The 832-nt window shown below is 47.2% G+C and carries 2 protein-coding genes; both read right to left on the reverse strand.

What is annotated here, in order from left to right; translation table 11 throughout:
- Nucleotides 1-490: NAD(P)-binding domain-containing protein (locus A3729_RS00645; protein WP_231877278.1), on the reverse strand; the 490-nt coding region annotated here is incomplete at its 3' end.
- A gap of 24 nt (nucleotides 491-514) precedes the next feature.
- Nucleotides 515-832, reverse strand: a 318-nt coding sequence (locus tag A3729_RS00650) for a 6-phosphogluconolactonase (RefSeq protein ID WP_197475457.1), incomplete at its 5' end; no start/stop codon positions are given.

Raw genomic sequence — 832 nt, forward strand, 5'->3', positions numbered from 1 at the left:
CCGCAATAGCCTGAAATATAGGCTTTACTAGCGGCCAGGCTCGCTCATCACCACCAGGCATGATAGACGGCCCATAACGTGCACCTTCTTCACCACCGGAAACACCGATACCGAGATAGTGAATATTTTTTTCAGATAATGACTCTACTCGTCGAGCCGTGTCTCGATAGTCGGAGTTGCCCCCATCAATAATGACATCACCATCATCTAGCAAAGGAAGTAGCTGTTCAATGTAGGCATCCACCACCTCACCAGCTTTTACCATTAACATCACTTTACGAGGCGAGGAGAGCTTCGCCAGCATATCCTCAAGGCTATTTGCACCTTGTATTAGCGTATCAGCAGCAAGACCCTTGATAAACTCGGATACTTTGCTCTGCGTTCGGTTATACGCAACGACCCTGACACCGTGGTCATTCATATTCAGAACCAGGTTTTGCCCCATTACCGCTAGACCAATGACTGCAATGTCTGCTTTGTTATCCGCCATAATTATCCCTCGACTATTTCTTGTTTAATGCTCGCTAAGTTTAGCTGCCGATTCCGCATCTAAATACCACTCAACACACCCTGAGCTTGCAATAATTCGTGAAAAAATATTGGCTGCCGGGTAGCTTTTAGAGACTTCTGCCTGATCGACTATTTCTCGCACGACACTTGCCTTACTCTTACCCAAGGCAATAAATGTCACTCTCTTGGCACATGATATGACTGAAGCACTTAGCGAGATTCGCTCCTGCTTGGAGCTTGGTTGAGTCGCCTGAACGGCACTCTGAGCACAGTCGTAATCTGTTTGGCCAGGAAACAATGAGGCAGTATGTCCATCTTCCCC

It is taken from the genome of Oleiphilus sp. HI0043 (assembly GCF_001634935.1).